This is a genomic window from Streptomyces sp. PA03-3a (assembly GCF_033792735.1).
Lineage (GTDB): Bacteria > Actinomycetota > Actinomycetes > Streptomycetales > Streptomycetaceae > Actinacidiphila.
In genome coordinates this window covers 17,017-41,678 of the sequence record NZ_JARAVM010000003.1, presented here as the reverse complement: position 1 = coordinate 41,678, position 24,662 = coordinate 17,017, and the positions used below count along the sequence as shown (strand labels likewise).

Here is a 24,662-nt window from a genome sequence, read left to right as displayed (position 1 = left end):
CCGGGTGACGACGGACGGGTGATGACGGACGGGTGATGACGGACGGGTGATGACGGAGCGGGTGCCGGGGGCCGAGCCCCCGGCACCCGCTCCGCCGGTCGGACGGGTGTGCCTACGCGCCGAACCGGTAGGCGCGTTCCACGGTCTGCCGGACCGAGTTGCCTGCCTTGTCGACGGCGGTGACGCGCAGGGTCACGTATCCGCCGTCCCGCCGGTCGCCCGGCCGTTCGATGGTGGCGGTGAACCGGTCGCGGCCGCGGTCCTTGACGCGGACCTGGCCCTTCCAGGTTTTGCCGTCGTCGAAGGATGCCTCGACCTTGAGCCTGACCCCGGCGGGGGCGGCGAGGCCGTCCTGGTTCCGGACCGTCAGGTCGATGTCGTGCCGCTTGCCGCCACCGACGGTGTTCCCCAGGTCGGCGGGCACGCCGTAGTCGACCTGGAGGAGCGGAAGCAGCGTCTTCTTCGCCGCGGTGCCGGAGCGGAAGGTCCAGGACGTGGAGGTCCTCGTGCCGGTCTGCCAGAACTCGGTGTCGCGTTCGGTCGTCAGGTCCAGACGGTACTCGGCCGCTCCGGCGGGGACGGAGAACTCCCGCCAGGCGTCCGCGGCCTCGGTCACCTTCCTGCCGTCGCGGTAGAGGACCGCCGCCACGGTGTCGCCCTTGAGGTAGGACGGATCGTCCATCGTCCCGGGCGTCCCCGCCCTTCCGCCGATACCTCCACCGAAGGCGGGAACCTGCCTGCGGCCCCAGTGGCCGGCGACCGTGTCGGTGTACTCCGGGATCGCCAGGCTGAGGACGTCACCCTCGCGGACGGCGGGCCGGTCCCAGCCGCGCGGGATGGACGGCCGCACCACGGCCCTGTACCACTCCTCGGTGGCCTTCTCGCCCGCCTTGAAGGTGCGCGGGGTGTCGCGCAGACCCGACTGCAGCGCCCCGGCGTAGAACTGCTCGGGACCGGTCATGAAGTCGACGTCGTGCATCCACTGCGTGTCGCCGGAGGTGACGTACTCGGTACGGGGCGTTCCCGTCGGCACCCAGCGCGAGGTCTCCCACGCGACGTCGGTGTAGGGGCGCCAGCTGAAGCGCTGCTCGCTGGTCCAGTGCAGGTCGCCGTTGTTCGCGTAGGACGCCTTCACCTGCGCGGTGTTGCGGTCCGAGACGGTGTACGTGACGTCCTGCGGGATCTGCCGCCACTGCGTCGCGACGTCGTACAGGTACGGGCTCGCGACCGTACCGGAGATGTCGACGACGGTCTTGCGCTTCTTCATGTACTGCAGCAGCCTGGCGCCGTCGTCCGCGGTCATCCGGACGACGGGCAGCGCCGAGCGGGTGTCCATCGGCTTCCAGCGGGTCCAGGCGATGAGGCCCTCGGGCAGGACGATCACGACGCCCTTGGCGCCGGCCTTGGCGGCCGTCTCCGCCAGGTCGTACCCGTCCATCGCGTACTCGTCGCGGATCACGGCGAGCTTGCCGCGCACGGTGGCGGGCCGCAGGTCCGGCTTGTCCCGCGTCCCCGCGTCCACGGCGACCAGCTGCTCGCCCCGGGGGTCGAACGGCGTGGAGTGCTTGGCGTAGAACGGCCGCAGGTCGAAGTCGGCGCCGCGGACCTCGGTCCTGAGCTCGGGAGCGGTCATCTCGAAGCGGGCGTTGAACTCGAAGTCGCCCTCGGTGACCTTCGACGTGGGATTCGCGTACAGGTCCACGAACCCGCCGCCGTCCTCGTAGTAGATGCCCAGCGTCAGCGGCACCCCGTCGATCTTCCGGTACATCTGGTACGTCACGTTGTTGCGCCGCTCGGCCGGCTTGGGCGTCTGCACCCGCACCAGCTTGGCCTTGCGCGCGTCCAGGGTGACGGTCGTGTCCTTGGTGACCTTCACCTCGGGCTCGACGACCTGGATCAGGCGGACGCCGTCGCTCGAGTCCTCGGCCAGCGTGCCGCCGACGAGGTAGGTGCCCTCCTCGACCTCGGCGACGCCCAGGTCGGTGAACCGGACCTCGGCGTCCCCGCCGTAGACGTCCAGCAGGGACCACACCGTGGGCTGCCCGTCGGGGCCGAAGGACTTGGTGGTGAGCTTGTGCATCGGCGCGCGCACCCACAGGCTCAGGGTGGTGTGGACCGACGTTCCGTCCGCGGACGTGGCGGTGACGTAGCCGTAGTAGGAGCCGCGGCCCGCCTTCGCCGGGTCGACGGCGACCGGCACCTCGGCGGTCGCGCCCGGGGCGACACGGACCGTGTCAGCGCCCAGCGTCAGCGCCTGGGCGGGGAGCGCCTTGCCGCCCTTGGCCGTCAGCGCGGCGCTCAGGCTCAGCGACACTTCCTCGCCGGAGTGGTTGGTGTAGCGGACCACGCCGGCCCGCTGGACCGGGGATCCCTCCCTGTCGAACGGGCCCAGGACGATCGTCCCGGTGGCGGTCACGGGGGCGGTGAACGCCGCCTTGACGTCGACACGGCCGCCGCCCTGCTCGGTCGGCACCTGCCCTGACACCGTGTGGGACGTGCTGACCAGCGCGTCCTTGAGCTGCTCGCCCGTCCAGTCGGGGTGCTGCCCGGCCAGCAGCGCCGCCGCGCCGGCCACGTGCGGGGTGGCCATGGACGTACCGCTCGCCGAGACGTAGTCGTCGTCGACCGGGGTCCCCATGGTCGTGCCTGCGGCGCGCGCGGCGACGATCCCGACACCCGGAGCGGTGATGTCCGGCTTGGCCGCCTTGTCGCCGACGCGCGGGCCGCGGCTGGAGAAGGACGCCAGGGAGTCGTCGCGGTCGACAGCGCCCACCGTGAGGGCGGCGTCGGCCGCGCCCGGCGACCCCACCGTCATCTCGCCCAGCTCGCCGGCGTTGCCCGCGGCGACGACGAACAGCGCGCCGCTGCTGCGGGAGATCTCGTTGACCGCCTGGCTCATGGGGTCGGTGCCGTCGGTCTCCATGTCGGCGCCCAGGCTCATGTTGACGACCCTGGCGCCCTCGGCCGCTGCCCACTCCATGCCCGCGATGACCTGCGACTCGCTGCCGGAACCGTTGTCCCCGAGCACCTTGCCGATCAGCAGGTCGGCGCTCGGCGCGACACCCTTGCGCAGACCGCCCGAGGCCGCGCCGCTGCCGCCGGCGGTGGCGGCGACATGCGTGCCGTGACCGAAGTGGTCCTGGGTCGAACCGCTGTCGGAGAAGTCCTTCGCCTCGCTCACCCGGCCCGCCAGGTCCGGATGCGTCTGGTCGGCGCCGGTGTCCAGGACCGCGACCTTGACGCCCTCACCGTGGAAACCGGCCGCCCACGCGGCGGGCGCGTTGATCTGCGCGGTGCTGCGGTCCAGGGTGGGGCGCACCTGGTGGTCCAGCCAGACCTTCGGGGTCGCCGCGGCGGCGCTCGCCACCGACGCACCCGCCTGGGGCGCGAGTTGCCTCCAGAACGCGGCCAGATCCTCGGCGCCCACGCGCAGCGCCTGGGCGTCGATGCTCGCCAGGTGCCGCGGCTCGGCGGAGTCCTCGTGGAACTTCGCGAGCGCGTCCGCCCTCTTGGCCGCCGCACGCTCGGAACTCCCCGGCGTGGACACGATCATGGGCAGGGCGTCGGTGTGCGCCTCGTCGTATCCCTGGGCGACCAGGGCCGTCACGTCGAACAGGTCCGCGTCCAGCCGCCCGGCGCGGACCAGCACCGCCGCGTCCGAGGGCAGCACCGTCAGGGCGCCCTCCTTCTCGGCGATCTGGAAGAACACCTTCTCTCGACCCGGGGCGCGCTGCACCGAGGCCGTCTTCCTGCCGTTCGCCGCGTCGCTGACGGTGACCCGGTCGCCGGTGATCAACCGCACGGTGGTCGTACGGTCGTGCGGCGCGGGCGTCCGTGCGGCGGACCCCGAGGGGGCCTGGGCGGAGGCGGGCGCGACAGCAACCGTCGCCACTGTCGCTGACATCGCTATCGCCGCCCAAAGGCGGATCCGTCTCATCGGTGTCTGCACCCCTTCTGTCATCCCGGCACGCGGGCAGAGCGTTCGTGAGCGGGTGGCATGGACCGTCGTCGTGACACCCCGCCGCCGTCGGCGGTCCGGGAACGTGAGGCCGGGGCCCCGCGCGGGTGAAGCCCGCACAGGTGCGCCCGAGGACCCTCGTACAACTGCGGTTCAGAAGCCGTTCGGAATCATCCGGTGTGCCGGCGTGCCCTGTCAGCGATCCCGCCTGGCACAACTGGGCCATGTCACAAGGGCGCCACACGCCGTCCGGGGTTCGCGGGCCACGCCCCGCCGCCCCAGGAAAACCAGGTGACCGGCGAGCCGGTATTCCTTACGATCGGGCGCTGCCCGTTGTGTCCCTGCCCCTGATCGGTCAGCCGTGAAATCCGTGATTCCCGGCGTGCTGCGTGACGAGCCGCAGTTCGCCCGCCTGTTCATCGGGCAGTCCTTGTCGGTGCTGGGCGACCGGGTGTCGTTCGTGGCGGTGCCCTTCGCCGTGCTCTCGGCGGGCGGGTCCGCGTCCGACGTCGGCCTGGTGGCCGCCGCCGGGCTGGTGCCCACGCTGCTCTTCACCCTGGTGGGCGGTGTGTGGGCGGACCGCTTCCGGCGGCACCGCATCATGCTCCTGTCCGACCTGGTGCGGTTCGCCTCCCAGGGGCTCCTCGCCGTGGCGTTGCTGACCGGCGTCGCCGGGGTCCCGGCCTTCGTCCTGCTGATGGCCGTGTTCGGTACGGCGGACGCGTTCTTCATGCCCGCCTCGACGGGCCTGCTGCCGCTGGTCGTCGCGCCCGACCGGCTGCGCGAGGCGAACGCCCTGCGGGGGTTCGTGCAGTCGTCCGGACTCGTGCTCGGTCCCGCCCTGGCCGGTGGTCTGATCGCCTTGGCGGGCCCCGGCGGCGCACTGGCTCTGGACGCCCTCACCTTCGCGGTCAGTGCCGCGTTCCTGGCCCGCCTGAGCCCCCGCGAGACCGAACCCGGCACGGGCCGGACCGCCACCGCGACGACGTTCCTCGGGGAACTGCGCGCCGGCTGGGCGCAGGTGCGCGGCCGTACCTGGGTGTGGTCCGGCATGGCGGCCATCGCGGTCTACCACGTCGTCGTGCTGCCGTCGGTGTTCGTGCTGGGACCGGTCCTGGCAGAACGAGAGTGGGGCGGCGCGGCGAGCTGGTCGGTGGTGGTCGCCGCCTTCGGCATCGGCTCCGTCGTCGGGGACGTCTGCGCCTACCGCCTCACGATCGCGCGCCCCATGGCCCTGGCCGCCGCCGCGCTGGCGGTGGCCTCCTGCCAGGCGGTCATCATCGGCAGCGGCGGCTCGGTCGCCCTGATCGCGATCCTCGAAGGGGTCACCGGCGTCGCCGTCTCGCTCTTCTTCCTCCTGTGGGAGACCGCGCTGCAGACGCATGTGCCGGAGGCCGCCCTGTCCCGTGTGAGTTCCTACGACTACCTGCTGTCGTCGGGTCTCATGCCGCTCGGCCTGACACTCGCCGGCCCGGTCTCCGAGGCCCTCGGCGTACGGCCCACCCTCTATGCGATGACGGTCATCGGGGTCCCCGCCGCCATCGCCCTGCTGTGCGTTCCCCAGGTAAGGCGCCTCCCGGCGGCCCCCCACGCCCCGGACGGCACCGTCCCCCACGCCGCCCCGCAGGCCGCGCTGCCGTGAGGCGCGTGGAGGACGGGGCCGGTCAGGAGCCGGCGGGCGGATCGGCCAGGATCCCGCGGAGCAGGCCGGTGGCCTGACCCACCTCGATGAGGTAGCCGTCGGGGTCGCGCAGGTAGCAGCGCAGTTCGGACCCGCGGTCCAAAGGCTCGGTCAGGAAGCGGGCGCCCTTGGCGACGGCGTGCGCGTGGAAGGCGGCGATGTCGGCGACGCGCACGTTCAGGAAGCCGGACACACGGTCGGTCACCTGCGGCACCTCCAGGGTCACGTCCGGCTTGTCGGGGGTGGGGCCGCCGCCGGGGTTCATGATGAGCCAGCTGTTGGCGACCTTCACGATCGCGGGGTTCTCCTCCATCACGACCTCGCCGCCGAAGACGTCGGCGTAGAAGCGGCGTGAGACCGCCACGTCCCGGACGGTCAGGAAGTGCGTCAGGAGCAGGCCGTGCTCGGGCACGGGGAGGTCGGCGGGCGAAGCGGGCATCGTTGGTCACCCTTCGTCGAGGTGGGGTGGCCCCGGGTCCCGCCTGCGGTGCGCGGCCGAGCCGTGCGGCGCAGGGGTCCACGGTCCGGGGTGCGCACCGTTACGCAGTGGTCGACCGGCGCGGCCGCGATTGTGTGACACGCGGGCGGTCCTGCGCCGTTCCCCCTCGCCATCGTCCGGCGGCGGTTCAGGCCGGGACGAGGCGATGCGTGGTGCCGCTGCTGCCGGCGGACCACGCGTCGGGCATCGCCGCGGCGAGGGCGTGTTGCGCCCGCCAGCCGGTGCAGTGCCCGGGGGCGACCAGCCGCGGGGCGAGGTCCCGGAGCGCGCGGACCGTGGGAGGGATGACGGTTCGAAGGCGGGGCCGGTCAGATGGAACCCGCCCAGCAGGGCGTGGAGCTGTCGTACCCCGGTCAGCCGCCGCGCGTGGCGGACGATGTTGACGACTCCCGCATGACCGCAGCCGGTGAGGACGACCAGGCCGCGGTCCCGCAGATGTACGACCAGCGCCTGGTCGTCGACGACCCGCGGGTCGTGCTCCCAGTGGTCGCCGCGCAACGCCTGGTGCGCGGCGGGCATGCCGTGCTCGGAATCGGTGGTGCGGTCCACCTCGCCGGTGATCAGCACGCTTCCGTCGACGAGAAGGGAGGGCAGGCTGCGTTCGACGACCTCGAACCCCTCCGCGTCGAGCGCCTTCCTGCTGAGGGTGGGCATGTCGAAGGTGCTCTGCGGGGTGCGGAGGCGGCGCCGGGTCCAGGCATGCGGATGGACGACCATCGGCATACGGCGGGTGCCCAGCCTGCCGGCGAGGCCGCCGAGGCCTCCCGCGTGGTCGAAGTGCCCGTGGCTGAGGACGACGCCCTGCAGACTCCCCAGGTCGACCGCGAGCCGGTCGGCGTTGGTGACCAGGCCCGACGGTGACAGCCCGGTGTCGAACAGCAGCACGGTCTCGCGGTCGCCGCGGCGGACCGTGACCAGAGCGGAGAAGCCGTGCTCGGCCAGCAGACCCACCGCTGTGCGTCCCGTCTCGAACTGGCCGGCGGCGGTGGAGGCGGGCCCCATTCCGGCCCTGGTGGTGTACTCGTCGCCGACGAGCAGGCGTCGAAGGTGTTGTCCATCAGGACCGTGACACGGACCTCGTCGACGGGCTGGAGGGCGATCGGGTCCACGGCACGGCCGGGAGCGGGCCGCGGGACGGAGAGCGCCGCGTCGTGAGGGGTGGCCTGGCTGGTGTCGCACATGGCGGTCCAAGTCCGCGCGCGCCGCGCGGGCGGATCAGCCGTCGGCGCCGGTCAAGACGACTCAGACCGATGCTCCTCCGCATCCGCCGCCCCCGCAAACGCACCGGCGCCGCTCCCGCGGCCGCTGAGGAGGTGCGACGGCCGTCCGGTGCGGCGCACCCGCGAGGAGGCGTGCGGCACACCGGACGGCGGGCGGCGGGACTAGGAGATCCGCACCGTCACGGACCTGCCGGGCTTGAGGGTGAGCCGCTTGCGGAAGCTGCCGGCGCGCAGTTCGGTCGTGGTCCCGCCGGTGCTGCGGACGGTCGCCTCGGTCACCTTGCCGTCGCGCCAGGCCAGGTCCACCTCGAAGCCGCCGCGGGCGCCGACGCCGGTCACGGAACCCTTGGCCGCCCAGGCGGCCGGGAGCGCGGGCAGGAGCTCGATGACGCCCGGCCGCGAGTAGAGGATCATCTCCAGCGCGGCGGCGGCACCGCCCAGGTTCGCGTCGATCTGGAAGATCGTGTAACTGCCCTGGCTGTACATGTCGAACCAGTTGGCCGAGGTGCCGTTGCTGTTGGTGATGGACGGCCGCAGGACCGTCAGGTACAGCTGGTAGGCCTTCTCCGCGTCCTTCAGCCGGGACCAGCACAGCGACCGCCACGCGCACGCCCAGCCGTAACTGTCCATGCCGCGGGCGGTCAGCAGCGCGCGGACCCCTTCGAGCAGCTGGGGTGAACCGGTGTCGGCGGCGATCCGGTCGCCCGGGTAGAAGCCGATCAGCGGGGACAGGTGCCGGTGCGTGACCTCGCCGAGGTTGTCGGGCGTCATCCACTCCTCGAGCCAGCCGGTCTTCGGGCTGACCCGCGGCAGGTAGAGCTTGGCCTGCATCGCGTGCAGCTCGGCGGCCAGGTCGGTGTCCCGACCGAGCACGCGCGACGCGGTCGTGAACTCCTCGAACAGCTCCCACGCCAGCTCCTGGCCGTAGGTGTTGCCCTTGCCGTCAGGACCGTGCTCCGGCGACCAGGAGGTGTCGTCGATCAGGACCTCGCGCGAGGTCCCGTCCTCGTCCTTGACGGTGGTGGTGATCAGCCGCGCCTGCCAGAACTCCGCCGCGCCCTTGAGGACCGGGTAGATCAGCTCCAGGTACTCGCGGTCCTGGCTGTACTCGTAGTGCCGCCACAGCGAGTTGCACAGCCAGGCGTTGCCGGAGGGGTGCCAGGCCCAGCCGCTGCCGCCGTGGATGTTGGTGGAGAACGCGACCGCCCAGCCGGCGATCTTCCCCGAACTGTTGCGGAAGCGGTTGCGGTCGCTGTTGTAGAGCCGCTTGGTGACGTCGGTCCAGACGGGCAGCTGGGACACGCAGTAGCGGGCGAGGGCGAGGGAGTTCTCGCCGAGGCCCGCCGGGTCGGCCAGCCAGTAGTTCATCTGGACGTTGATGTCGGTGTGGTAGTCGGCGTACCAGTCCGGGTTGTTGTTGTGCACCCAGATGCCCTGCAGGTTCATCGGCAGCCAGTCGCGGGAGCCGGTGATCGTCAGGTAGCGGCCGTACTGGACGTAGGCGGCCTCCAGTTCCGGGTCCGGCGTGGAGTCGTCGGTGTACCGCACGGCTATGCGCGACCAGGAGTCCAGCGACCGCTGCAGCGCCGAGGACTCGCCCAGGTCGATGGTGAACCGGTTGTAGAGCCGGTGGTAGTCCGAGACGTGGGTCTTCAGCAACTCGTTCCCCGGCACCTTCGCCGCGGCGGCGATCTTGGCGCGCGCCACGGCGAGGGGATCGGTGCCCGGCTCGCGGAAGTCCTTCGCCGCGTCGGGGGAGTAGTCGGTGCCGCCGCACACCACGATCAGCAGCTCACGGCACCCCGCGAAGGACAGCTTGTCGCCGTCCACGCTGACCCGGCCCGTGGCGCTGACCGCGGTGACCGCGGCGGCGTAGCGCAGGCCGTTCTTGAGCTTCCCGTCGAAGGAGAGCTGCCCGCCCCCGCCCGTCGTGGTCTCGCCGTGGGTGCCGGCCAGCGAGACGGTGCCGGTGTGCGGGCCGCCGGTGAGCCGGACGACGACCACGTCGTCCGGGTGGCTCGCGTACACCTCGCGGTGGTACGTGTTGCCCTCGTGCCGGTAGGTCGCGGAGACCACGCCGTTGCTCAGGTCCAGTTGGCGGCGGTAGGCGGTCACGGACTTGGCGGTGTGGCCGGGCAGTGCGACGCGCAGTTTGGCCAGGAGCCCGAAGCTGCCGAAGTTGTCGGGGCCGTAGGGGAGTTGGCCGTCGTCGGTGAGGGTGTCGTTGCGGCCGCCGGTCCAGAACGCGCCGTCGGTCAGGTAGAGGAAGTCGTCCGCCGGATCGCAGCCGGCGAGCGCGCCGAGCCGGCCGTTGCCGACCGGCAGGGCCTCCTGGATGACGCGCGCCTCGTCGGCGGGCGTGCGGTACCAGATCGACGTCGCCTTGCCCTCGGGGACGATGTCCACGCTGGACGGGCGGGCGGGAGCGGCGTGCGCGGCGAACGGGGGGAGGCCGCCCGACAGGGCGAGGCCTCCGCCGGTGGCACCGGCGATGCGGAGGAAGTCACGACGGGAAGAAGCGGACACGGCAAGGCTTCCCTTCCGGGGTTGCAGGAGCCCACAAAAAGTATTCATAAATAATCAACTTGTTTCGTCCACGTCAACGGCTGCGCCCAGATTAACCCGACCTTTGCTTTGGTCCATGCTGAACTTATGCCCTTTTGGTTCGTGATTTCGCCATCAGGGGAGGGGGGTTCCCGGCGGTGCGGCTCAAGTACGTCGGATGTATCGCCATGTTGGCTGACAGCGCTCCGGGGCAGCCGGAGCGGTGCTCACCCGCCCCGGAGGGCACGACCATCGACGGTGGCGTGCGGCGCGGTGTCGAATGGCTCGCAGGGGCAGGCGCAGGGACTTGCAGCGGACGATCGGGGACGCCGACCGGGCCGGCGAGCCGGCGAAGAGGGCTCGCCTCGACGGCCATCACGGCGACGCTCGATCGGACCGAACCGACCCGCGCCCACGAGACGGATCCGGAGGACACCGCTGGCCGATCGAAGCCCCGCGCCGACGGGAAGGACTGCACCGTGGACGATCCCGAAGTGACGAACGCGAGCGCCTGGAACGCCTACGGTTCCCACCACCTGGCCAGGGGCACCGATGTCCCCGACGCGCACGGCATCTCCTGGGGGTTCTGGCAGGACGCCCACGGCGTGGACATCTTGGGCGACGTACGAGGCCGCCGGGTCGCGGACCTCGGATCGGGCCTGGGCCGGCACGCCGCCCACCTCGCCCGGGCGCACGGTGCCGTGGTCGACGCCGTCGAGGCCTCGCCCACCCAGCACGAGCGCGCCGCGGCACGCTACGGCGGCGTGCCGGGACTGCGCCTGGTCCTCGCGGACGCCGTCGACCACCTGCGGCTGACGGATCCGTATGAAGTGATCTACTCGGTCCACGGTTTCGCTTACATCGACCCGCGCCGCCTGCTGCCCGCCGTCGTGGACGCGCTGGCCCCGGGCGGCAGGCTGGTGTTCTCGGTCCTGCACACCGACTCCGACGGCCAGGGGCCCTCGAACACCGTGACGGCGCGCCCGCAGATCCTGCCTCTGGCGGGCGGCGGGCAACTGACCGTCCGGATGTGGGTCCTGGAACCGGAACTGTGGCGGGATCTGCTGGAGGAGCACGGCCTCGTCGTCGAGCGGATCGACACCCTGGACGCGCCGGAAGAGGACGTCCCGACCTCCTGCCGTCTCTTCCACGCGCGCCGGCGCACGCGGGTCGCCAGCCGTCCCCGCACGGCCGGCCCGCCGCCGTCGAACACCGCCCTCGGAGTGGGGGCGATCCTGCACGGCCCGCGCGGTCTTCTGCTGGGCCGGCACCGGCGGGGTACGTGGGAGCTGCCCGGGGGTTCGGTGGAGCGGGGCGAGTCGCTGGTGGGCACTGCTGTGCGCGAGGTGAGGGAGGAGACCGGCTGCCTCGTACGCGATGAGGACGTCGAGTTGCTCGGTCTGCTCCTCGACGAGGTTGAGGGCACGGTGCGGGCGACAGCCGTCGCGGTGATCACCGCGTGGGAGGGCGAACCGGGGGATCAGCCCGGGGAGAGCGTGGGCGACTGGCGGTGGTGGGCGCTCGACCGGCTCCCCAACAGCCTGTTCGTCCCCAGCGCCCAGTGCCTGACCATCTGGCGCCCCGACCTGCCGATCGAGCATCCGCCTGCCCGGCTCCACCGCTTTCGGGCAGGCAGCGGCGAGCCCACCGGGGACGCGGACGCCTGACGCCCCGGAGGGGAGGTTAACGGGTTGCCCCGGGCGACCGCCGTCCGGATGATCTCCGGTGTGATGAACCTCCTCGCCCCCGTGCACAAGGCCCGCCTCGAGCGATGGGTCCGCACCCGGTTCGATCCCACCGAGTACGGGATGGTGCCCGTCGCGATGCTCGACCCCCGACGGGCCGGGCCGCCCCTGCCCGCTCACCGGATCGAGGAGATGCAGGCGGTCGCGGACGCCGCGTGGGAAGGGGACTGGCGCACGGCTGCCTCCTACGTGGACCGCGCGGGCGAGGAGTGGGACGAGCGCTGGCACCGGCTGGAACTGCTGCAGGAGATCGCCGGGCAGGACGACGACTGGCTGGGCGACTGGCGCCGCAACGACCCGGACAACGGGGACGCCGCCACGCTCCACGCGCAACTGCTCGTGCACCGGGCCTGGGAGATCCGGGGACCCGGGTACGCGCACCAGGTCCCCGCCGAGCGCATGCGCCGCTTCAAGCAGATGTTGCCCGCCGCCATGGAGGCCGCGCAGCACGCCTCCGGGCTCGCACCCCGTGACCCCGGCCCGTGGGTCGTCATGATCACCACCGCGCGCGCCCTGAACTACCGCGGCATGCGGTTCCACCCGCTGTGGGAGGGACTGGCCGAGCGCGCCCCGCACCACTACTCGGGCCACTGGCAGGCCCTGCAGTACTGGTGCGCCAAGTGGTGCGGCACCGACAAGCAGATGATGGACTTCGCCGAGCGTGCCGTGCGCAACGCCCCGGAGGGCAGCCCCCTCGCGGGCATCTACCTGCACGCCCTGTCCGAACTCACCGAACGCCACGGCGCCGTGGCGCCCGTGACCACGGCCCGGGTCAAGGGCGTCCTGACGGAGGTCGACCGGTCGCTCGGCCAGGCGCGCGGGGACGCCCGGGAACTGCCCCGCCTGCGTCACCTGCTCGCGCACTACCTGGGCGAGAGCGGCGACCACGAGGCCGCGCTCGAGCAGTTCCGGCTCATCGGCCCGTGGTGCGGCGCGGAACCGTGGACCGACAAGGGCGACCCGGTCGCCACCTTCCAGCTCGCCCGCGGCATCGCCGCCGCCAAGGCCGCGAACGGCAAACTGCCGGACACCGGGGAGGGTGCCGCCCGCTGGGGCCGCACCGGCGGGTGACGGCCGGTCAGGCCGGCGCCCGCCCGACGAAGCGGTGAGGCGGTCGAACGGGCCCGGCTGCGTCACGCCCTGGTGAGTTCACCGCCGCGGCGCGGACCAGTCGCGCGCGTCTTCCTCACGCCGCCCCGGTAGGCACGGAGCAGGCGCCGGCGTCGGCCACCGGGGCGGGCCTGCGCGCCGCTCCGGAGGCGCGGCTCTCGGTGAGGGGAGGCCCCGGCCCGTACGCCGACGGTTCCGGTGATCCCGGCCGGCCCGAGTACGCCGCCGGGCCGCCCCGGATTCCCCGCGACCCGAGACGTGGGCCCGCGCCCCCGGCCGTTGCCGCGGCGGTCACGTCCACCAGCTCCGGAGCCGCATGCCGTACGCCCCGCGGCGGCCTCAGCGCGCTCGCCCCCGATGATGGGGCAGTCCACGGCCGACGGCGCGGATCGCCCGCCGAGACGCGTACCCCGGACGAGGGGGCGGCCGGGGTTCCGGTCCCGGGATGTCGTTCCGCCGTCCCGCCGGACGAGGGGGCGGCCGGGGCGGTGTCACACCTCGGGGCACCCCGCTGTCATACCTACCGCGCCGCGCCGCCCGAGCCGGCCCGCGCGCCCACCGCCCCCCTCGCCCGCCCCGCGCACCGGAACCCGGAGGACCCCGATGACGGACCGCCCGCGTCCACGTCCACGGCCGACGCGAGGACACGCCACGGCACACACCGCCCCCGCCCCGTCCTCCCGGCAGCAGCCCGCGGACGCTCAGCCCGCCATCCGCACGTCCAGCGCCCGGGGCCGGTGGATCCTGCTCGCCACCGTGCTCGGCACCGGCGTGGTCCAGCTCGGCTCGACGGTCACCAACGTCGCACTGCCCCACATCGGGGCCGACTTCGACGCCGACCTCGCGGCCCTGCAGTGGACGGTGAACGCCTACATGCTCACCCTGGCCGGGCTGATCCTGCTCGGCGGCTCCCTCGGGGACCGCTTCGGACGGCGCCGGATCTTCGTCCTGGGCGTCGTGTGGTTCGCGGTCGCCTCGCTGCTGTGCGGACTGGCCCCCGGCACCGGCACGCTGATCGCCGCCCGCGCCCTGCAAGGCGTCGGCGGGGCCCTGCTCACCCCGGGGTCGCTGGCGATCATCGAGGCCTCCTTCCACCCCGACGACCGGCCCCGCGCGGTCGGCCTGTGGTCGGGCTTCGGCGGCGTCGGCGCGGCCCTCGGCCCGTTCCTGGGCGGCTGGCTGGTGGACGGTCCCGGCTGGCGCTGGACGTTCCTGCTGAACGTGCCGCTGGCCGTCCTGTGCGTGCCGGTCGCGCTGCGCCACGTCCCGGAGTCCGCGGGCGAGGACCCTCGGCCGGCCGCCGCTGCCGGTGCCCCGGTGCGCTGGCACCACGGTTTCGACGTTCCGGGCGCGGCCCTGGGCGCGCTCACCCTCGCCCTGGCCACGTACGCGCTGACCGAGGCCCGTGACGCCGGGCCCGCGGTCGTCGCCGCCGCCGTCGGCGGCGTCCTGGCCGGTGCCGCCTTCGTCCTCGTGGAACGGCGCAGCGCCGACCCGATGATGCCCTTGTCCGTCTTCTCGTCCCGGCAGTTCACCTCGGTCAACCTCATCACCGTGTGCGTCTACGCGGGAACGGGCGGCTTCTTCTTCCTGACCGCCCTGCAGCTGCAGATCGTCGTCGGGTACTCGGCGCTGGCGGCCGGTGCCGCCATGCTGCCGAACACGGTGCTGATGCTGGCGTTCTCGTCCTCCTCCGGAGAGCTCGCCAAGCGGCTGGGGCCGCGCGTCCCGCTGACCGTGGGCCCGTTGGTCTGCGGCGCGGCCATGCTGATGATGCTGCGGGTCGGCCCCGGCGCCTCCTACGTCCGGGACGTCCTCCCCGCCCTGCTGGTCATGGGCGCCGGCATGGTCGTCCTGGTCGCACCGCTGACCGTGACACTGCTGTCGTCGGTCCGGGCCGCGAACGCGGGGCTGGCCAGCGGCATCAACAACACCGCGGCCCGGGCCTCCGGGCTGGTCGCCGTGGCGGCGCTGCCGCTGCTCGCCGGGATGGGCCCGGACGCCTACCGCTCGGCCACCGCCTTCGACGCGTCGTACAGCCAGGCGATGCCCCTGTGCGCGGGCCTGCTCGCCATCGGCGCGGCCCTGGCCTTCGGCACGCTCCGGCGGACTGCGACGGCCCCCCACCACCTGCATGTCCGGGTGCACGGCTGGCTCATGGAGCCCCCGCCGGTGCCGCGGCTCGCCCACCGCCGCGCCGCCGGCTGAGCCCCGAACCGCATCGAGCAACGAACCGTGAAGGAGGACGAGCACACCGTGGTTCTCGAGAGGTTCCCCGCGCCGCCCGTGGACGCCGCGGCGGCCCCGTCGACCGAGGACGACGACTACACGGTGAGCGCCGAGTTCTACGACCTCCTCCAGGCCCGGCAGGACGAGCAGCGGGTCCGCCGCCTCTACGGCCGTGACGTCGCCGACGCCCGCCTGGGCGTCCTGGACATCGGCGCCGGCACCGGACGGGTGACGCTGATGAGCCTCGCCGAGTCGGGCGTGCGCGTGCACGCCGTCGAGCCCGCCCGCGCCATGCGCGCACCCCTGATGACGCGGCTCGCCATGCTGCCCGCCGAACTGCGCGGAAGGGTCACCGTGCACCCGAGCACACTCCGGCAGGCGGGGCTGCGGTCGGTCGCGGACGTCGCCGTGTGCCACAACACGGTCGCCGCCGTGCCGCCCGCGGCCCGCCGCGAACTGTGGCCCTCCGTGGCCCGGGCCCTCGTGCCCGGCGGATCCCTGATCCTGCAACTGCCCCCGTCCCGGCTCCCCACCCGGGACGTCGTGAAGGTCTACCCCGAACAGCGCGTAGGAGGGCATCTCTACGGCGGGCGGCTGGTGATGTCGGCCGAGGGGAACCGCATCCGAACCCGCTTCGACTACTGGGTGCGAGACCCGCGACGGGTGCTGCGCGAGCACACCGAGACGTTCTGGATGTGGCCCGCCACCAGGGACCAGATGGCCGCCGACCTCGCCCGGCACGGCTTCGTTCCCCTGCCGGGGAGGAGGGACCCGGCCGTCCTGGCCGTGGCGCTCCGCAGCCCGTAGAGCAGCGTTCGGACCGGTCTCGCCCTGGATCCCCGCGCCCCGCCGGACGTGGTGGAAACACGCCAAGATCAACACCGTTGCGTTGCGTTTGCGGCCTGCGGGGCAGGGGGGGTGGGCGAGGCAAAGGGACTCCCGTAGATCAACGATCGGCGAGAAAGTTGATCAAGGTTCGCAACGGTGCTGAGGCCCCAGCCCGTGGTCTTGGGGCCTCACCACGGCGCGCCTGGCCCCCACGGTTCGAAGAACATGACGTCCAGCGGATGCAGGTCCCGGCCGGTCAGACCGGGGAAGCCGGATTCGGCAGGGCCGCCGCGCAACCACGTGAGCAGGGTCGCCGTGAAGTCGCCTGGCAGGGGCGGCCCTTGATCCCAGTGGCGTGGGTTGACGGCTACGCGCCATGTCTCGGGCGGGCCGTCCGCGCACCAGCCGATCTGGTCCCCGTCGATCGTCGACGCGAACGGCAGGAAGCCGCCGGGCTCGGGCCACGCGGGCATCGGGTAGTACTGGGGATGGGCGGCGCGCAGTTGGCGGTAGCCGTCAAGCATGCCTTCTACGGTGGCCGCGAGCCCCTGCTCCCGTGGCCGGTCCAGGGACAGTGGGGCGCTCATGTCCAGCCACCAGCTCCAGTTGCCCGCCCCGTACCGCTCCGCGAGCGCCACGAAGTCCGGCGGCAGCCGGGTGCCGAGCCGCTCGAAGACCTGCTCCCATGTGCCCTCGCCCAAATACGGCTCCAGGGGCGGTGGGACCAGCGCCATGACGGCGTCGAGGCCCGAGCCCTCGGTGAGCGCCGCGCGCTGCCGCGCGTCCACGGCGGTGCCCGCGGGCGGGGGCGACCAGGGTGCGGCCCCGGCCAGCGACGGCCAGACCCGTATCTGTGAGGACAACGGGCCCAGGAGCCCGCCGGGCTCGCCCGGGTGCGGCAGGCCGGTGCGCAGCAGCGTGAACAGCAGCTCCAGGAACGGGACTTCATAGTCCACCCAGGGCTCACTCACCCCGACTGCCACATTCGTGGTCATGAGCGTGACCGGCCACTCGTCGGGATCGTCCGACGCGCCCGTGTTCCAGAAGAGGTGGTCGCCGCTCCTCGTCGTGGCGAAGGCGAGCAGGCCGCTCTCCTCGGGCAGGAAGGGGCGCCGACGCGCGGTGAACATGCCGGGCCGGATCGCCGAGTGCCGGTGCGTCTCGACGATCCATGCTGCGTACTCGAAGCGGCCGTCGGTGCTGACGCACGGGGGGTGCAGCCGGATCGCCGCACCCGGGCCGCCTATCTCGGCCGCACCGTACGCCGACACGAGCGCCTTGTAGTCACCGGGCAGCGGGGTGCCGAGCCAGCCCTCGACCGCCGCCCAGTCGACGGCGGGCGCCGGGCCTGGCGGCGGTCCGACGAGACCTGTGAATGCGGTGATCCGCGCAGAGTGATCCATGGAGCCGAGGATGACATCCCTCACTGACATGGAGATTGGCATGCCTGCCCCGCCCCGGCCGATCCCTCCGGTCCGCCTGAGGGCCCGGGGCCCGTGGCGCTGATCGTCGGTTCCTCCGCCGGGTACGGTCTGGCCGCCACCCTCGCCGGACTCAGCGTCCGACGCGATGAAGAACCAGGTCGCCGACCTCATCGAGCGGCGTTTCGGCGGCAGGCTGGACCACCTGGTCTACTCGGTCGCCGCGCCCCGCCGTACCGACCCCGACACCGGCACCACGTACGCGTCCGTCCTCAGGCCCATCGGGCGGGCGCACCGCACCAAGACCCTCGTCTTCGACGAGCAGGGCGTTCCCGAGGTCCGGGAGGTCGAGACCGTACCGGCCGAGGCGGACGACGTCGAGCAGACCGTGGCCGTGATGGGCGGCGCGGACTGGGAACGCTGGATCGACCACCTCAGCGACCGGGGTGTGCTCGCCGAGGGCTTCACCACCGCCGCACTGTCGTACATCGGATCGCCGCTGACGGCGGCGATCTACCGGCAGGGCACCATCGGCGTGGCCAAGGCCCACCTGGAGGCCACCGCACGCACCCTGGACGAACGGCTTGACAAGACCGTGGGCGGACGTGCCGTGACCTGCGTCAACGGCGCCGCCGTCACCCAGTTCTCCACCGCCGTCCCCGGGATCGCCCTCTACACCGGCCTGCTGCGCGGCGTCCTCGGTCAGGACATGCTGCCGCCCGTCCGCCAACTGGCCGCGCTGTGGGACGAACTCACCGGCCGCGCCCCGCTCGCGCCCGACGACGAGGACCGGATCCGCCTGGACGCCTGGGAACTGGCCGACGACGTCCAGGCCGCCGTCGCCGACCGCTGGCAGGCCGCCACCACCGACACGATCTCCGGCCTCGCCGACCTCGACTGGTTCCAGGCCGAAGTCCGGCGCCTCTACGGATTCTCCGTGCCCGGCGTCGACTACGCCGCCCCGGTGGCCACCGATGTCCCCTGGCCGGGCCACACTCCCTGACCCCGAGGGCCGGCCGAGGGGCGGCCTTAAGGGAGGTCTTCCCCGTGGGGTGCCTGCGGCCGGAGGTCCGCGCGCATGCGACGAGCCCGTTCTCGCAAGCCGACCGGAGCCGAATGCCGGCGGTAGGTTCCGGGAGCCGGGCACACGTGGGACCCGTGCGCGATGGGCAGAGCGCAGTGGCGGGCCCGATCAGTTGGCCGACGTGTTCCGTGCCACTCCGGCTGCCTCGGTGATAGCGCGTTGTCCGAGATCGCCGAACAGCTGCATCGTGACGGCGGCCAGGACGTCGTCCTCGTGAACAGTCCGCCCGTCCCCGCGGCGGGTGGACAGGGCGAGGAGAGGGTGCCTGAGCGGCGGGCCCGCGGCCGGCTCGCCCGGCACCATCGGACTGACCGTCCCGAATCGCTTGACCCCGCCCTCGCGGACGACCTTGGCCGCGTCCCCGGCCAGGGCCGTCAGGAACACGCTTGCGATTCCGTCCAGGTCGCGGACCATCGCCGGGACCGCCCTCACACCCCGGCTCCCCAGCAGCCTTCTCACCCCGGCCTCGAACCGGTGGGCGCCGGCCACACCACTCGGTGTACGCGTCCCGCGGCGCTCACGAAGAGACACGAGCGCACCATCGGCGTTGCGCAGCTCGCCCATCAGGCCGTGGAAGGTCGGGCTGTGCAGGTACCACGCCGATCCCACCTCCACCTCGACGTTGCGGTCGATTGCCGAGATGAGGTCCTTGGGAATCAGCCTCTTCCTGGCCTCCTCGGCAGCCGCGCTTCTCGCGGCGTCGATGATCTCCGCCAGCACGGTGCGCGTCACCGACGCGGCGGCCCGCGCGGCCGGCCGGGAGACGTGCAACGAGGTCACGTCCCGGAACACCGCTTTGACGAGCTGAGGCTTGAACGGCAGGTCGGTCACGTTGGAAGCGGTCCGCGGACCGCCGCGCTCGGTGCGTAGGGGGTGTGTGGTCATCGAGGAATGTGCTTTCTGCTGTCGGAGGTCTCAGTGGCCCATGCCGCACCGGGCGGCGAGACCACAGCGCTCTGCGGAGGGTGCCGAGCCGACACCGGGCCTGCCGGGCGACGTACTGTGGTGCGGCGCCGTGCCGGTCAGTCCGGTTCGTCCGCGGACGAGGACACCGCGGGCACCGTCACCGCGGTCGCTGCCGCCGTGGCCGCGAAGGACGGGGTGGCGAGCAGGAGGGCCGGGGCGAGCATGCCCGCGGCGATGCCGGGCGCTACGCGATGCAGTCGCAAGGGAAAGACTCCTCTTCTTTCGCGATGGAGGTGAGTTGAGGACGCCTCAGGATTCACTTCGGTGATGCTGTCACCTGGGTCTGACAGTGGCAGTTGCCCCGCTCGGTCGCAGGGCACCGTCGCCGCGGACGAGGCCGGTGTGTGTTTCATGACGGCGCGCCAGCGCGGCTCGTGGCCTGGGGGCGGTCGTGGTGTGGTCCGAGCGTGTGGTGGTGCACGACGGTGCCGGGGCGGGGCCGGGGGAGCCGGTCGGGCTGCTGCACGGCTTGGCCGGTCATGCGGGTGAGTGAGAGGTGGTGGCCTCGCTGCTGATTGCCCGGGATCGGGTCGTCGTTGGTCGATCAGCGCGGGCACGGCGCGAGCGTCATCCGTTCGCGCGGACATCCACCTCGACCTGCTCCAACTGGCCTGCGCCGTCATCTGCTTGAGGCGACTCCGAACTTCATTCTGAAAACGATCGGTCAGTCAGGGAGGAGTGCCCGCCCCGGCTCGCGCGTGGAACGCGGCGAGCTCGTGGGGGTTCTCGGCGTGACGTCGATCTCGCGGACTGTGCCGTCCTCGACGTGGTGGATCTCGAGGTTCGTCCGGGCGCCGCTACGAGCGGAACGGAGCGCTGCACGCCGAAGGCGCGGGGCGACCCCTCGGCACCGGCCCGGGCGGGAACATGACACGAGTCACCGCCGACGTAGAACCTGTGGGGACCGGCGAGCGTCTGGATGGTGTGAGAGCAGGCAGCTCTCGCAGATCGCATGGGGAGCAGAAATGAGCACGGTACTTGTCGTCGGGGCCACGCAGGGCACAGGGCGGGCACTGGCCGCGGAGTACGCGCGGCGGGGCGCGGACGTCCTGATCACCGGACGTACCCAGGAGCGCGCCACGACGGTGGCGGAGGAACTCGCGAAGGAGACCGGCGGTACGGTCACGGGCCTGGCACTCGACCTGAGCCGTCCGGCGGACATCGCCGCCGCCCTCGAAGCGGTGCCCCAGGTGGACCGCTTGGCGCTGGTCGGCATGGTCCGCGACAGGAACACCGCCCGGGCCTATGACGTGGCCGCGGCCACGACCCTGGCCACGACGAAGATCGTCGGCTACACGGCCGTGGTCACCACGCTGTATCCCCGGATGTCCGCGGACGCCTCGGTGCTGCTGTTCGGCGGCATGGCCAAGGACTTCCCGTACCCGGGTTCGACGACGCTGACGGCGGTCAACGCCGCCGTGCAGGGCCTGGTGCGCACGCTGAGCGTCGAACTGGCACCGGTGCGGGTCAACTCGCTGCACCCGTGGGCCATCGTGGACAGCCCCTTCGTCGTGGACAACGCGCAACTGCAGGACGGAGCACGACAGATGACGCTCACCGGTCGGCTCGCGACCATGGCGGACATCGTCGACGGCTGCCTGTTCCTGCTGGAGAACCCGATGGCCAACGCCATCGACCTCACCCTGAACGGCGGCATCGCCTGACGGTGCCGACAGCCGGGCCGAGCACGAGGACGCCCCCTCCGGTCCGGAGGGGGCGTCGTGCCGATGGGAGGCCTGGGGCCCGTCGGCTCAGATCGTCGGCGTGTCGTCGACGTGCTCCTGGTGCGGCTCGAGGACGAACTTCCAGCCGGCGCTGGCCTCCATGAACCGCACGCGGGTGGGGTAGATGTCCAGGGCGCGGCGGTCGCGGTTCTGGCCGCCCGTGCCCTTCCGCCCGCGGGCCGGCTCTTCGAACAGGTCGACCTTGACGTCCGGCACCGCGACGACTTCCTCGTTCCAGCGCTGGACGATCCCCGCGCCGAACGCCTCCCGGGCGGCGGCGTAGAGCGACGCCAGGGACTCCGCGTTCCCGTCGGGCACGAAGAGGGCGAGGTTGAGGAGGACGCCGGCCTTCTGCAGGACCTCGATCTCCTCACCCGCCTTGTCGGCGACCCATATACCGCGCTCCTCGGCGTTGTCCGGCAGGACGTGGACCTCGTCGCCGAAGACCGTCCTCGCGGTGAAGGACCCGCCCTCGAAATTCTTGCCCGACTTGGTGAGAGTCGCCGGTGCGAAGCAGTCGAGCCGAAGCTCCTCCATCTCCGCGGGGACGAAGATCTCGTCCTGGAGGCCCAGCTCCGAAACCTCCTCGGCCGTGAGACGTCGGGCTGCAACCTTCTCGGTGTTCACGTTCTTTCCCTTCTTCGTGTAACCACGGACAGTTCGGCGACCCGCGGCATGCGACGTGGCCACCGCTCACTGCACGACCTGCCGGTGACTGGACGTCACATGGCCAAGCGGTGGGCGTGTTGACTTCGCCGCCCCGGACGGATCCCGAGGTGTCCGGCTCCCCATGCCGGTACGTGCAGAGGCAGCACGCCGGGCAGGAGGAGCCACGCGCGGTGAGTGTAGTGCGGAGGTCTGACAACGCATTGGCGCGGGGCGCCCCCACCTGCACGGAAGCTGCCCGAAGTCCTGGCGTACGGCGTGCAGTTCGGGGCGAGCGCAACGATCGGTGAAGCGTCCGGCCCGGCTCGCTCGGCCACGCCAGGCCGGGCGGCAGGCCCTGATGGGGGACGGCATGCTCGCTCTCGAACCCGGTACGCAGAACCCGCGGCGGGAGCCAGGGCGTGTAGCGGAAGTGAAGCGTGCGCATAGGCTGTTGGCATGTCCCTGAGCCACGTACTCCTCTCGTCCGGTCGTTCCATCGAGCTCACCGAACTGCGGATGTCGTCGACCTACGGGGGGATGCTGGAGGGTTACCCGTGCAAGCGCATCAACGACATGAGGGTCAGCGGCCTCAAGCGGCAGGGCGAACGGGATTTTCCTTCCACGCCGTTCCATCTCGTTCCGCCCTCGCGTGAGTACCCGGACCAGACCGCCGGCGCCTTCGGTCCTGTTGAGGTGCTGCCTTCCGTGGCTTGCATCGGCGTCTTCCGCTCGACAGCGGTCGCTCCTCAGGTCGACCCGGTGCTGCACCGTTCCGTCCTCACCGTCGCCTGGTTCCAGCCCGGCCGGGACGTGCCGTCGGGCGAGGACGCTGACCTTGCTCTGCGCGGCGTTCGCTGGGAAGAGCTGGCCCAGGACTACGAGCTGTAGCGACGCGCGCTGATCACGGCCGTTCGTGGATGGCCGCTACGAGGACAGCGACCTGGCTGCTGACTGCGCGCGTGTCGTGACGGGTCGCCCGGAGGAGTCGGGCGGGGGCCGTGCGCGGGCATGGTTCGCACGTTCCCGTCATGACGCGTGGGCCCTCGGCTCGTGCCGGGACCCGGATCGTGAATCGCGGTGAACGTTTCGCCGACGCTTTGCCGAATGTTCTGCGCTTGCGCGCTTTTGGTGTAGGGGGCACACGTTCGGCTTCCCACCCCGGGCTACAGTTGGTTGACCATTGAACCAGTTCCGATTGGTGTGCTTGCCGATGACCGAGAATCTCCAGAACCCACCCTCCGAAGCCGCAAGCGCCGGCGTTCTGCTGCAGATGCTCAGCGGATACTGGGTGACGCAGATCGTTCGGGCCGCAGTCGACCTCTCCATCCCCGACCACCTTGCCGATGGGCCCCTCGGCGCGGAGGAGATAGCCGAACGGGAGTCCAGCGACCCCGCCACCACGTACCGGCTCCTGCGCGCCTGCGCCTCGCTGGGCCTGGTGGAGTACCAGGGAGAACGCCGGTTCTCCGACACCCCGCTCAGCCGGCTGCTCCGCACCGGGGCACCGAACACCCTGCGGGAGGTGGCCCTCACATGGGCGGGGCCCTCTCACTGGCGTGCCTGGGAGCGGTTCCCGGAGGCTGTCCGAAAGGGCGGCACCCAGATCGAAAGCGCGCTGGGCACGGACTTCTTCACCTACCTCGGTGACAACCCCGCCGAGGCGGAACTCTTCTCGGTCGCCATGTCCGGCATGTCGGAACAACTCAACCGCGACCTCGCCCAGGCGCTCGACACCACCCGCAGCACAGTCGCGGTCGACGTCGGCGGCGGTACGGGGGCGCTGGTGCAGGGACTCCTGCTGGCGAACCCGACCCTGCGCGGGCAGAGCCTGGACCTGCCCCATGCCGCTGCCGCGGCGCAGGCCTCGGCCGGGAAGCAGGGGCTGACCGACCGGTTCACCGCGGTCACCGGGGACTTCTTCGAGTCCGTCCCGCCGGCTGACCTGTACCTCCTCAAAATGGTCCTGCACGACTGGAACGACGCCGATTGCGTCAGGATCCTCCGGAACTGCCGTGCCGCCGCACTCCCGGGCGCGCGGGTCGTCGTGGTGGAGAACGTGATCGGGGAGATCGGAGCGCCCGGCTTCGAACCGCTCGCGGACATGCACATGCTGGCGATGCTGCCCGGGCAGGAGCGCGATCTCCCCGAATTCGACAAGCTCTTCGCCGCATCCGGATGGCGGCGCACGGCCGTCACCCCGACCGGATTCCAGTTCAAGATCATCGAACTGGAGACCGACTGATCCCGGGCCCTCGGTGGAGCCTTCGCGGCAGCGTCCGGCACTGAACGTCGGTGCGGGCGCTGTGCGACGTCACGCTCCCGGGCCGGCGTGCCGCTGTCGAAGGCGTCGGAGGTCTCCCGATGTCAGGCGCGTGTGCGGCTCGGGCCCGCTGATCGAGGGAGCGGGGAGGAGGCGCCGGTGAGCAGCTCCGTGCGGCGGATGGCCACCGCAGTGCGGGGGCCTGGCGGCCGCCGCTGCGCACGGGTCGCTCAGCCCTGCCGAGGCGGGTTCGGCCGGGACGCGGCGGCCTCGCCCTCACCCGGACGCGATCGATGAACCACGCGCCCGGCCCCACCAGCACAGTCACCGCGTCCGCGTGGACGGGCAGCCACAAAGGGGGTGGTGGCGGACAAGCAGCCGGCGACGGCGTCGTGACTCTGGACCGCCTGCGAGTGGGGGTGGGGGCGGCACCCGCGCGCAGGCCAGGTTCAGCCGGCGCCGCCTCTGTCCGGCTGCTCTCGTAGGTGCCCAGCGCGGCACATCGGCCGCGGGTGCCCTGGCATCGGGAGCAGTCACGTCCCCGCACGGCGCCCGCCGGGCGCCATGGCGGACGATCATGAAAGCCCGGCCTGGTTGGCCGGGCGTCGACGGAGCCTTTGGCCCGATCGGGCGGGGAGACGGGCAGGTCAAGGGCCGGCAAAGGTATTCTGCGGCCCAGCGGGTCCCATGCGCGGCCGAGTTGTCCCCGGAGGGGAGAGCTGACCAGCGCGGATGGCCGTCCGGG

At 72.2% G+C, this 24,662-nt stretch carries 16 protein-coding genes and 1 pseudogene; 9 read left to right on the top strand and 8 right to left on the bottom strand.

The window, feature by feature from the left end; genetic code table 11:
- Positions 1-112 precede the first annotated feature (112 nt).
- The gene (locus tag PV342_RS04090; RefSeq protein WP_500315821.1) at positions 113-3,904 is read right to left on the bottom strand and encodes a S8 family serine peptidase; all 3,792 of its coding nucleotides are present in this window, start codon (positions 3,902-3,904) and stop codon (positions 113-115) included.
- 415 nt (positions 3,905-4,319) lie between these two features.
- Here PV342_RS04090 and PV342_RS04085 point away from each other — a divergent pair, with 415 nt between their 5' ends.
- The gene (locus PV342_RS04085) at positions 4,320-5,600 is read left to right on the top strand and encodes an MFS transporter (protein ID WP_500315820.1); all 1,281 of its coding nucleotides are present in this window, start codon (positions 4,320-4,322) and stop codon (positions 5,598-5,600) included.
- 22 nt (positions 5,601-5,622) lie between these two features.
- Here the strand turns inward: PV342_RS04085 and PV342_RS04080 are convergent, their stop codons facing one another.
- The 3 genes from PV342_RS04080 to PV342_RS04070 form a co-directional block, all read right to left on the bottom strand.
- Positions 5,623-6,078: a VOC family protein gene (locus PV342_RS04080; protein ID WP_361002197.1), complete on the bottom strand. Its 456-nt coding sequence runs from the start codon at positions 6,076-6,078 to the stop codon at positions 5,623-5,625.
- Positions 6,079-6,084: 6 nt separating this feature from the next.
- Positions 6,085-7,140, bottom strand: coding sequence for an MBL fold metallo-hydrolase (locus PV342_RS04075; RefSeq protein ID WP_500315819.1), 1,056 nt, complete (start codon positions 7,138-7,140; stop codon positions 6,085-6,087).
- A 380-nt stretch (positions 7,141-7,520) separates the two neighbouring features.
- A complete protein-coding gene (locus PV342_RS04070; protein ID WP_500315818.1) occupies positions 7,521-9,884 on the bottom strand; it encodes a glycosyl hydrolase family 95 catalytic domain-containing protein in 2,364 nt (787 codons plus the stop codon).
- 497 nt (positions 9,885-10,381) lie between these two features.
- Here PV342_RS04070 and PV342_RS04065 point away from each other — a divergent pair, with 497 nt between their 5' ends.
- The 4 genes from PV342_RS04065 to PV342_RS04050 all read left to right on the top strand — a co-directional run bounded on the left by PV342_RS04065 (position 10,382) and on the right by PV342_RS04050 (position 15,793).
- On the top strand, positions 10,382-11,569 hold the full coding sequence (locus PV342_RS04065) for a bifunctional class I SAM-dependent methyltransferase/NUDIX hydrolase (protein WP_500315817.1): 1,188 nt from the start codon (positions 10,382-10,384) through the stop codon (positions 11,567-11,569).
- 24 nt (positions 11,570-11,593) lie between these two features.
- Positions 11,594-12,718 (top strand): hypothetical protein, encoded by a 1,125-nt coding sequence (locus PV342_RS04060; RefSeq protein WP_500315816.1) that lies wholly within the window; start codon positions 11,594-11,596, stop codon positions 12,716-12,718.
- Positions 12,719-13,360: 642 nt separating this feature from the next.
- Positions 13,361-14,965 (top strand): MFS transporter, encoded by a 1,605-nt coding sequence (locus PV342_RS04055; RefSeq protein WP_500315815.1) that lies wholly within the window; start codon positions 13,361-13,363, stop codon positions 14,963-14,965.
- A 48-nt stretch (positions 14,966-15,013) separates the two neighbouring features.
- Positions 15,014-15,793 (top strand): class I SAM-dependent methyltransferase, encoded by a 780-nt coding sequence (locus PV342_RS04050; RefSeq protein ID WP_500315814.1) that lies wholly within the window; start codon positions 15,014-15,016, stop codon positions 15,791-15,793.
- 209 nt (positions 15,794-16,002) lie between these two features.
- Here the strand turns inward: PV342_RS04050 and PV342_RS04045 are convergent, their stop codons facing one another.
- Positions 16,003-17,217, bottom strand: coding sequence for an SMI1/KNR4 family protein (locus PV342_RS04045; RefSeq protein WP_500315813.1), 1,215 nt, complete (start codon positions 17,215-17,217; stop codon positions 16,003-16,005).
- Positions 17,218-17,253: 36 nt separating this feature from the next.
- On the opposite strand from PV342_RS04045, the pseudogene PV342_RS04040 reads away from it, so the two are divergent.
- Positions 17,254-18,238, top strand: a pseudogene (locus PV342_RS04040) (enoyl-[acyl-carrier-protein] reductase FabV); the annotation flags it as partial.
- 189 nt (positions 18,239-18,427) lie between these two features.
- On the opposite strand, the gene PV342_RS04035 reads toward PV342_RS04040, so the two are convergent.
- Positions 18,428-19,204, bottom strand: a complete 777-nt coding sequence (locus PV342_RS04035; protein WP_500315812.1) for a hypothetical protein — start codon at positions 19,202-19,204, stop codon at positions 18,428-18,430.
- Positions 19,205-19,341: 137 nt separating this feature from the next.
- Entirely contained in the window at positions 19,342-19,488 is a 147-nt protein-coding gene (locus PV342_RS04030) for a hypothetical protein (RefSeq protein WP_400806295.1), read from the bottom strand.
- A gap of 762 nt (positions 19,489-20,250) precedes the next feature.
- On the opposite strand from PV342_RS04030, the gene PV342_RS04025 reads away from it, so the two are divergent.
- Positions 20,251-20,949, top strand: coding sequence for an SDR family NAD(P)-dependent oxidoreductase (locus PV342_RS04025; protein WP_400806293.1), 699 nt, complete (start codon positions 20,251-20,253; stop codon positions 20,947-20,949).
- A gap of 87 nt (positions 20,950-21,036) precedes the next feature.
- Here the strand turns inward: PV342_RS04025 and PV342_RS04020 are convergent, their stop codons facing one another.
- Positions 21,037-21,636 (bottom strand): hypothetical protein, encoded by a 600-nt coding sequence (locus tag PV342_RS04020; RefSeq protein WP_329190472.1) that lies wholly within the window; start codon positions 21,634-21,636, stop codon positions 21,037-21,039.
- Between the two features lie 477 nt (positions 21,637-22,113).
- On the opposite strand from PV342_RS04020, the gene PV342_RS04015 reads away from it, so the two are divergent.
- Complete coding sequence (locus PV342_RS04015; RefSeq protein WP_500315811.1) at positions 22,114-22,545, top strand: hypothetical protein; 432 nt, start codon at positions 22,114-22,116, stop codon at positions 22,543-22,545.
- 322 nt (positions 22,546-22,867) lie between these two features.
- Entirely contained in the window at positions 22,868-23,899 is a 1,032-nt protein-coding gene (locus PV342_RS04010) for a methyltransferase (RefSeq protein ID WP_386992579.1), read from the top strand.
- The last annotated feature ends 763 nt before the right edge of the window (positions 23,900-24,662 follow it).